The 8,367-nt window shown below is 67.5% G+C and carries 8 protein-coding genes; 1 reads left to right on the forward strand and 7 read right to left on the reverse strand.

The window, feature by feature from the left end; all coding sequences use genetic code 11:
- Positions 1-146: 146 nt before the first annotated feature.
- Positions 147-926: an exodeoxyribonuclease III gene (locus NL1_RS34970; RefSeq protein ID WP_156095194.1), complete on the reverse strand. Its 780-nt coding sequence runs from the start codon at positions 924-926 to the stop codon at positions 147-149.
- 69 nt (positions 927-995) lie between these two features.
- Between NL1_RS34970 and ephH the strand changes: the two genes are divergently transcribed.
- Positions 996-1,895, forward strand: coding sequence for an epoxide hydrolase EphH (gene ephH / locus NL1_RS34975; protein WP_084511408.1), 900 nt, complete (start codon positions 996-998; stop codon positions 1,893-1,895).
- Between the two features lie 70 nt (positions 1,896-1,965).
- Here ephH and NL1_RS34980 read toward each other — a convergent pair whose 3' ends face one another.
- The 6 genes from NL1_RS34980 to NL1_RS35010 form a co-directional block, all read right to left on the reverse strand.
- Positions 1,966-3,228 carry an acyl-CoA dehydrogenase family protein gene (locus NL1_RS34980; RefSeq protein WP_067849003.1) on the reverse strand — a complete coding sequence of 421 codons (1,263 nt, stop codon included), beginning with the start codon at positions 3,226-3,228 and terminating at the stop codon, positions 1,966-1,968.
- Positions 3,229-3,256: 28 nt separating this feature from the next.
- Entirely contained in the window at positions 3,257-4,138 is an 882-nt protein-coding gene (locus NL1_RS34985) for an SDR family oxidoreductase (RefSeq protein WP_067849006.1), read from the reverse strand.
- Positions 4,139-4,234: 96 nt separating this feature from the next.
- Positions 4,235-5,113, reverse strand: a complete 879-nt coding sequence (locus tag NL1_RS34990) for a MaoC/PaaZ C-terminal domain-containing protein (protein ID WP_067849010.1) — start codon at positions 5,111-5,113, stop codon at positions 4,235-4,237.
- Between the two features lie 9 nt (positions 5,114-5,122).
- A complete protein-coding gene (locus NL1_RS34995) occupies positions 5,123-5,557 on the reverse strand; it encodes a type II toxin-antitoxin system Rv0910 family toxin (RefSeq protein ID WP_067849013.1) in 435 nt (144 codons plus the stop codon).
- 31 nt (positions 5,558-5,588) lie between these two features.
- Positions 5,589-6,794 carry a lipid-transfer protein gene (locus tag NL1_RS35000; protein ID WP_067849016.1) on the reverse strand — a complete coding sequence of 402 codons (1,206 nt, stop codon included), beginning with the start codon at positions 6,792-6,794 and terminating at the stop codon, positions 5,589-5,591.
- A gap of 767 nt (positions 6,795-7,561) precedes the next feature.
- On the reverse strand, positions 7,562-8,200 hold the full coding sequence (locus NL1_RS35010; RefSeq protein WP_067849022.1) for a TetR/AcrR family transcriptional regulator: 639 nt from the start codon (positions 8,198-8,200) through the stop codon (positions 7,562-7,564).
- Positions 8,201-8,367 lie beyond the last annotated feature (167 nt).

Consider the following 8,367-nt stretch of genomic DNA (forward strand, 5'->3'; position numbering starts at 1 on the left):
GGAGGCGGTCGCGGTGGCGCGGGCGGTCGCGGTGGCCGAGCCCGCCGTGCGGTCGGTATCGGAGCCGCCGCGCAGCGCGAGCATCGCGACCAGCAAGACGACTGCCACCGCGCCGAGCGCCGCAAGCGCCCGAAGCACCTTGCTGTTCATCGGTACTGCACCGTGACCGGCGCGTGGTCGGACCAGCGCTGATCGTAGGCGGCGGCTCGCTCGACGACGGCCTGCTTGGCGCGGCCGGGCAGGTCGCCGCGCGCCAGCTGATAATCGATGCGCCAGCCCGAATCGTTGTCGAAGGCGCGGCCGCGGTAGGACCACCAGCTGTACGGCCCGTCGACGCCGGGATGCAGCTGACGCACCACGTCGACGTAGCCCGCGGCGATCAGCTCGTCGATCCAGGCGCGTTCCTCCGGCAGGAACCCGGCCGACTTCAGATTGCCCTTCCAGTTCTTAAGGTCGCGTTCGGTGTGCGCGATGTTCCAGTCGCCGCTCACCACGAACTCGCCGGTGCGGGCCTTCAGGTAGGCGCCGAACTCGGCCATGAACCGGTATTTCTCGTCCTGGCGCGGGGTACCCGCGTCGCCGGAGTGCACGTAGACGCTGGCGACAGTCACCTCGTCGAAGTCGGCTTCGAGGTAGCGCCCGGAGCCGCCGAACTCGGCGCTGCCGAATCCGACGCGCACCGCCTTCGGCTCCCGCCTGGAGAGGATGCCGACACCGGCCCTGCCCTTGGACCCCGGCTCGGCGTGCGCCAGCCACCAGCCGTCGGCCAGCGCGGGCGCCAGGGCAGCGCGGGTCTGCTCGTCGGTGGCGCGGGTCTCCTGCAGGCAGACGATGTCGGCCTCGGTGGCCGCGAGCCAGTCCAGCATGCCCTTACCCGTGGCCGCTCGGACGCCGTTTACGTTCACAGTCGAGATGATGTAGGGCACGTAACGACCGTACAATGCTGGTCAGAGATATTGCCCCCGGACACCGCCGTCCAGGAAGGGGTGCTGACGATGACGTCCGACACCTCCAAGTCCCCGGCCGCCTCGCGTTCCGCTCGACCGCGAACCGTCGCCCGCACGGCCGACCAACCCGGACCGATCAAGGCATTGCACCTGGGTTCCGGCGATCCGCTGCTGCTGTTGCACGGTTTCATGCTCTCGCCGCACTGCTGGGAACGCACCGCGGAGCGGTTGTCCTCGCACTGCGAGGTGTACGCCCCCGCCCTGACGGGTCACTGGGGCGGCCCGCCCGCCGAAGGATGGTCCACCGGCGTCGCCACGCTTGCCGACGGTATCGAAGCCCAGCTCGACGAATTGGGTTGGCGCACTTGTCATATCGCGGGCAACTCGCTGGGCGCCTGGGTCGGCGTGGAACTCGCCCGCCGCGGCAGGGCCCGCACGCTGACGCTCATCGCGCCCGCGGGTGGCTGGAATGTCCCCTCCCTCACCCAGTTCCGGGTCGGGCTGAAGTTCCTCTCGCTGGTTCCGCTCGTCCGAATCGGCAGGCGGCTCGGCGATTTCGCCACCGACAACTTCATCCCCCAGCGTTTCGCGCTGTTCCTGTTGAGCAAGCACGCCTCGGCGGTGCCGCGCCGGGAGATCGCGAACGTCCTGCGCGCCGCGCTCAACTGCTCCGCGATGCTGCCGATGATCGCGGGCGGCCTGCGCGCCCCCGCCCTCGCCGACCTGTCCGACCTGGCCACCCCGGTCCGGCTGCTGCTCGCCGAGCACGACCGCATCATCCCGAACCGCGTCTACGCCCGCCGCTACCTGAAGGAATTGCCCGACTCCGCCGACCGCATCCTCGTCAACGGCGTCGGCCACGTCCCCATGCTGGAAGCCCCCGACCGGATCGCCACCCTCATCGCCGAACACGTCTACGCCAGCCGCAACCACCTGCGCGCGGTCTGACCTCACACGCTGTACCCACGCCCCACACAGGCGGTGCCTATGTGGGGCGTGGGTGTCAGGTGTGCGAACGTCAGGACAGGAGGGCCTTGGCGATGTGGGTGACCTGGATTTCGTTGCTGCCCGCGTAGATCATCAGGGACTTGGCGTCGCGGGCCAGTTGTTCGACACGGTATTCGGTCATGTAGCCGTTGCCGCCGAAGAGTTGCACCGCTTCCATCGCCACGTCGGTGGCGGCCTCGGAGCAGTAGAGCTTCATGGCGGAGGCCTCGGCGAGGGTCGGCGGCTTGCCCGCGCGGCCGCGCTCGAGCGCGTTGAACACCATGTTCTGCACGTTGATCCTGGCGATCTCCATCTTGGCCAGCTTCAGCTGGACCAGCTGGAAGCGCCCGATCTCCTGACCCCACAGCTTGCGGCTCTTGGCGTACTCGACGCACAACCGGTGGCATTCGTTGATGATGCCCAGCGCCATGAACGCCACGCCGATCCGTTCGGCGGTGAAGCTGGAGCGCGCGGACTCGCGGCCGTCGCCGCCCTTGTGCTCCTCGGTCTCGCCGAGCAGCCGATCCCGGCCGACGCGGACGTTGTCGAAGAACAGCTCGCCGGTGGGCGAGGCGTGCAGGCCCATCTTCTTGAAGGGTTTGCCCTGGCTGAGGCCTTCCATGCCCTTGTCGAGGACGAAGGTCAGCACCCTGCGCTCACGCTTGTCCGCCCCGTCGCCCTCGTCCAGCTTCGCGTAGACGATCATCACGTCGGCGAAGGGACCGTTGGTGATGAAGGTCTTCTGGCCGTTGAGGATGTAGTCCTCGCCGTCGCGCTTGACGTAGGTCTTCATGCCGCCGAACGCGTCCGAGCCTGAATCGGGTTCGGTGATCGCCCAGGCCGCGACCTTCTTCATCGTCACGATGTCGGCGAGCCAGCGCTCCTTCTGCGCCAGCGTGCCGCGCGACATGATGGTGGTCGCGCCGAGCCCGATGCTGACGCCCATCGCGGTGACCAAACCCATACAGACACCGGACAATTCGCTGATCAGCACCGCCATCAGCGACTCTTGGCCGCTGAACGGGCTACCGCCGGAACGTTTCTCGCCCTTCTTCTCCGGCGCGGGCGCACCGGCCGCGAGCGCCTCCTCTTTGGCGCGCTGCTTGGCGAGCAGCTTCTCGACAGCCTCGCCGCCCATCGCGTCGATACCGAACTCGCTGAACAGCTTCCGGATGATCGGGTACGGCAGCATCTCGCCGCTGTCGAGCGCGTCCAGGTGCGGGCGGATCTCCTTGTCGATGAAGGTGCGCACCGCGTCACGGACCATCACATCGGTCTCGGACCATTCGAACATCGTCGTTCTCCTTTCTGGCGGCCCAGCCTCAGGGCAGCCGAGCGGCGATGTCGTCGAGGAGCCAGGGGCCTTCGGTCTCGATCGTCTTGACGTCGTGCCAGCCCGCCAGCTCGGAGATGGCGCCGCCCTGCACCGCGAACACCTTGCCGGTGATCGGGCACTTGTCCGAAGCCAAGTATGCGACCAACGGGGAGATATTGGCTGGGCTGAAGGCATCGAATCCGCCCGCTTCCTCGGCCGCCTCGGCCTCGGCGGCCATCATCTCGCCCATCCCTGGCGTGGCGAGGGTGAGCCGGGTCCTGGCGATCGGCGCGATCGCGTTCACCCGCACGCCGTAGCGGGCAAGTTCGTCGGCGGCGACGAGGGTCAGCGCGGCGATGCCCGCCTTGGCGGCACCGTAGTTGGCCTGGCCCGCGTTCGGGATGGTGGTGCCCGACGCGGACGCCGTGTTGACCACGGCCGCGTTGGGCTGGTTGCCCGCCTTGCTCTGGGATTTCCAATACGCGGCCGCGTGGTGCAGCACCGCGGCGTGGCCCTTCAGGTGCACCGCGATCACGGCGTCCCACTGCGCCTCGTCCATGCCCGCGATGAACACGTCGCGCAGGATGCCCGCATTGTTGACCACGATGTCGAGCCCGCCCAGCTCCGACACCGCCTGCTGGACCAGGTTGTGCGCGCCCTCCCAGGAAGCGATGTCGTCGGTGTTGGCGACAGCCTTGCCGCCCGCCGCGACGATCTCCTCGACCACCTGCTGAGCCGGGCCGGAATCGCTCCCCTCGCCCGCGTTGCTGCCGCCGAGGTCGTTGACGACGACGCGCGCGCCCTCGCTCGCGAACAGCAGCGCGTGCTCGCGGCCGATCCCCCGGCCCGCGCCGGTGATGACGGCGACCTTTCCTTCCAATGCGCCCATGTGTGCGTCTCCTGTGCTGTGGGCTCGCCCGCCGGATCGGGCGAGGTGTGATGAATGGGGTGCCGGCTCGCGGCGAGATCACCGCGGGCCGCTCGCTCAGTCGGCGATCTCGGCGAGGCCGTCGCTCAGCACGACATCCGTGCCGCGCACCGTCTCGAAGGCGTAGGTGGTGACGCCGTCGGCGGCGCCCACCTTCCAGATCCGGGTCTCCAGGTCGTCGCCGGGGAAGACCATCTTGGCGAAGCGCACCGCGAAGCGGCGCAGCCGATACACGTCCGAACCCGCGACCTCGGTGAGCACCGCCCATGACGCGAATGCCATGGTGCACAGGCCGTGCGCGATGATGCCGGGCAGCCCGGCGTCTTTGGCGACCTGCTCGTCGAGGTGCAGCGGTACCGGATCGCCGGAAGCCGGTGCGTAGCGGAAGGTTTGGTCGTGGTCGATGTGCTGGGGCACGACGGCGAACGGCTCGGCGCCGCGCAACGACTCGTCGAACTTGTGCGCGGGCGCGGACTGCCCGACGGTCTTGCCCGCGTCGATGTTGCGGAAGAACGCGGTCAGATACTGCTCGTTGACCAGTTCCCCGTCCTCGTCCCGGCATTCGATGAGGATGGTGATGGTGCTGCCGTTGGACTTGCTCGCGTAGCCGACCGCCTTGGCGCGGGTGACCAGCTCGTCACCGGGCCGGATGGCACGGTGGAAGTGAAAGTCCTGCTCGCCGTGCACGACCCGGCCGAAGATGTCCATCGGCGCCACGTCGATCACCGGCATCATCATGGCCTCGAAGACCGGGACGATCCCGAACACCGGCGAGGCCACCTCGCCCGCGCGGTGCGCCGCGATGGGATCGTTGGTGGCCGCGGCATATTCGGCGATCCGTTCCGAGGTCACCTCGAAACGTTCCTCGTCGCACCAGGTTTCCAGGCCCGCGTCGTCGAATTCGACGACGCGGGCGGCAGTGGTTTCCGCTGTCATCGCGATGCCCTACGCCGAGGCCAGCGCGTCGAGCTGGTCGAGCGATTTGTCCAGCTGCTTGATGCCGTCCTTCTCGACCGCCTTACCGAGCGCGCCCTTGATCAGCGCGCCCTCGAAGTCGCCGGACACCAGGATGGTGCTGCCCGCGCCCTTGGGCTGGATGTCGAAGGTGAATTCGGTCTTCACCCCGGCCATTCCGGTGCCGCCGAGGGTCAGCTTGTTCGGGGCCTCGACCGCCTTGATGGTCCACTCCAGCTTGTTCGCCATGCCGAGCATGACGATCTTGGCCACCAGCTTGGACCCCTCGGCCAGGACGGTGGGCGGCTCCTCCATGAAGCGCTCGTGGATGGTGAACCACTTGTCCCAGGTCTGCGGGTCGGAGACGACCGCCCACAGCGCTTCCGGGGTGGCGTTGACGTCCTTGGTCGCTTCGATGTGTCCCATTGATTTCTCCTGTCGAATGGTGGTTTTCGGGTCAGCGGTCGGCGCGCTGGTAGGCGGTCACGACCGCGGCCCCGCCGAGGCCGATGTTGTGTTGCAGTGCGGCGGTGACGCCCTCGACCTGGCGTTTGTCGGCCGCACCGCGCAGCTGCCAGGTGAGTTCGGAGCACTGCGCAAGCCCCGTGGCGCCCAGCGGATGGCCCTTGGAGATGAGGCCGCCGGAGGGGTTGACGACCCACTTGCCGCCGTAGGTGGTCTGGTTCTCGTCGATGAGCTCGGCCGCCTCGCCCGGGCCGCACAGACCGAGCGCCTCGTAGAGCAGAAGTTCGTTGGCCGAGAAGCAGTCGTGCAGCTCGATGACCTGGAAGTCCTCCGGGCCGAGGTTCGCCTGCCGGTAGACCTGCTGCGCGGCTTGCACATTCATGTCGTAGCCGATCAGGTTCTTCGCGGTGCCGTCGAAGGTGGAGGCGAAGTCGGTGGTCATGGCTTGGCCGACGATTTCCACGGCCTGCCCGGCGAGGTCGTGGGAGTTCACGAAGTCCTCGCTCGCCAGGATCACCGCGCCGGAACCGTCGGAGGTCGGCGAGCACTGCAACTTGGTGAGCGGGTCGTAGATCATCCGCGCGCCGAGGATGTCGTCGAGGCTGTACTCGTCCTGGAACTGGGAGTACGGGTTGTTCACCGAGTGCTTGTGGTTCTTGTAGCCGATCTTGGCGAAGTGCTCGGCGGTGGTGCCGTACTCCTTCATGTGCTCGCGGCCCGCCGCGCCGAACATCCACGGCGCCACCGGGAAGAGCACTTCGGAGATCTCGGCCAGCGCCATCACGTGCTTGGCCATCGGCTGCTCGCGGTCGTCCCAGGTGGAACCGAGCGAGCCGGGTTGCATCTTCTCGAAGCCCAGCGCCAGCGTGCAGTCGGCGAGCCCGCCGCGGATCGCCTGCGCCGCGAGGTACAGCGCGGTCGAACCGGTCGAGCAGTTGTTGTTGACGTTGATCACCGGGATGCCGGTCATGCCCAGTTCGTAGACCGCGCGCTGGCCGGAGGTGGATTCGCCGTAGACGTAGCCGACGTAGGCCTGCTGGACCTCCCGGTAATCGATGCCTGCGTCGGCGAGGGCCTTGGTGCCCGACTCGCGGGCCATGTCCGGGTAATCCCAGTCGGTGCCGTCCTCGTTCTTGCGACGGCCCGGCTTCTCGAACTTCGTCATGCCGACGCCGACGACGTAGACCTTGTTCGCCATCGAACTCCTCCCTTCGTGCCTGCCCGCGCCGCGGCGGATGCACCGGTGGCGCGGCGGCGGACATCAGCGTCCGATCCGACCGGATCGAGCTGAAACAAACATACAAAGCTGTATGTAAGACCGCAAGGGTGCGGAGCCAATCGGGGTTCCGCTTGTTCGAACTACCAGGTCAATTACGCATTGACGGACATACAACTAGTTGTGTATCTGCGCCATTTGCCGCTGACATGTCAACCGGACGCGCCCCAACGCCCACGACTCGGCAACCTCCACAGGAGAGCGCGGAGCCCTGGGGCAGCCGCGGAGCATCGGAGGGAGCGCTCCCCGCCTACGACCACGCGTTCCCCGATGACGTCGACGCCGAGAAGCACAAGGCCTTCGAGGAGCGCTCGGACGAACATCGAACGTCGCCCCGAACAACGAATGAGGAAGCACATGGCTCGAACTCCATAGCCGCCCAGAGAATTCCGACGAACATCACCGCGGCGTAGGTATCGCTCACCGCGGTCTGCATCACCACGCGTCAACAGCAGCGCGTTTCGACGTTGATGCACTTCTGCATCAACGCGCTTCTGCTCCAGGGCACTTCAACGTCGGCACGCCTCGGCATCGGGGCACTCCGGCGTCGATGTGCTTCGACATCGGCGTGCTTCGGTATCGACGCGCCTCCACATCTGCACACTTCAGGTTGATACATTTCAGCGCCAAGCCATTTCTGCATCATCGCGCTTCGGCACCAACGGGATTCAGTGTCGGCGCGCGTCGCATTATTTCGCTCGCGGCACCAGACTCGCCGTCGCCGCGGCGCGCAGATTCGCCGACGCGCGGGCCCAGCGTCGCCGGGCCCTTCCCGTGTCGGGGTCGATGAAGTTCGAGATGAGGATGCCGCGCAGGGCGTCCATGGCGGTGTAGACGAAATCGCGAGCGTCCTTGCGGCGCATCTCGTCCGGGACGAAGCGGGCCACGGCCAGCAGCACCGCGTTGTTGACGAACGGCTCGACCTTCTCCATGGCCGAGGCAAGCACCGGATCGGTGCGGCCCGCAACCCACAGCTCGACGGTCGCGATGAACAGCGGTCCCTGGTGCAGTTCCCATAGGAAGTCCAGCGCCGCGGCGACGGGGTCGGCGCCGCTCTCGACCTTCGCCATCTCCCGCATCGCGGTCTCCGCGCGGCGCTGCGCCAGGTGGCTGATCGCGGCGACGACGAGATCGTTCTTGGACCCGAAGTGATGCACCTGCGCCCCGCGCGTGACCCCAGCCCGCTCGGCGACCCGCGGCGTCGTTGTCCCCGCGTAGCCGTATTCGACCAGGCAATCAATGGTGGCGTCGAGCAGCCGGACGCGCATCTCGCTGCTGCGCTGCTCCTGGGTTCGGCGCTGCGGCTTATCGGCGGCGGTCCTGGTCATTCCGACGATTCTACACTTACATACAGATCTGTATGTTCTGGTGTCGGAGCCCGCTCGGCAGGTGACGGTACCGGTTCGCATGCGGCGCCCCGCGTAGCCGCCGCGTGTGCCCAGCGGTCAGCGCGCAGTGCCGGGTAGCGGTGCCTCGTGACGGGCGGCGGGCGGCG

It is taken from the genome of Nocardia lijiangensis NBRC 108240 (assembly GCF_001613045.1).
In the GTDB taxonomy this organism is placed as follows: domain Bacteria; phylum Actinomycetota; class Actinomycetes; order Mycobacteriales; family Mycobacteriaceae; genus Nocardia; species Nocardia lijiangensis.